The sequence below is a fragment of the Photorhabdus viridis genome (assembly GCF_040256935.1).
Classification (GTDB): domain Bacteria; phylum Pseudomonadota; class Gammaproteobacteria; order Enterobacterales; family Enterobacteriaceae; genus Photorhabdus; species Photorhabdus viridis.
Genome location: NZ_JBEJZY010000529.1, coordinates 1 through 223, shown reverse-complemented (window position 1 = coordinate 223; position 223 = coordinate 1). Strand labels below are relative to the sequence as shown.

The window sequence follows — 223 nt, the reverse complement described above, 5'->3', positions numbered from 1 at the left end:
GCCCGCGCCGATTTCCAGCATAAATTATCTCGCGCAATTGTTGACGAAAACCAAGCGGTAATTGTCGAGACGCTGAAAGCGGCAAATATGATGAAAAATCACCATCTGGCTGGTGCGATAGGCGATGCTGGATGGTCTGGATTCGTCGCAAAACTGGAATACAAAGCAGCAGAGAAAGGAGTGCATCTGGTGAAGTTGGATCAATGGTTCGCCAGTTCGAAAA

1 protein-coding gene is annotated in these 223 nt (G+C 48.0%); it reads left to right on the top strand.

Going from position 1 to position 223, the window contains the following annotated elements:
* Positions 1–223: IS200/IS605 family accessory protein TnpB-related protein (locus ABR397_RS25685; RefSeq protein ID WP_350307930.1), on the top strand; the 223-nt coding region annotated here is incomplete at both ends.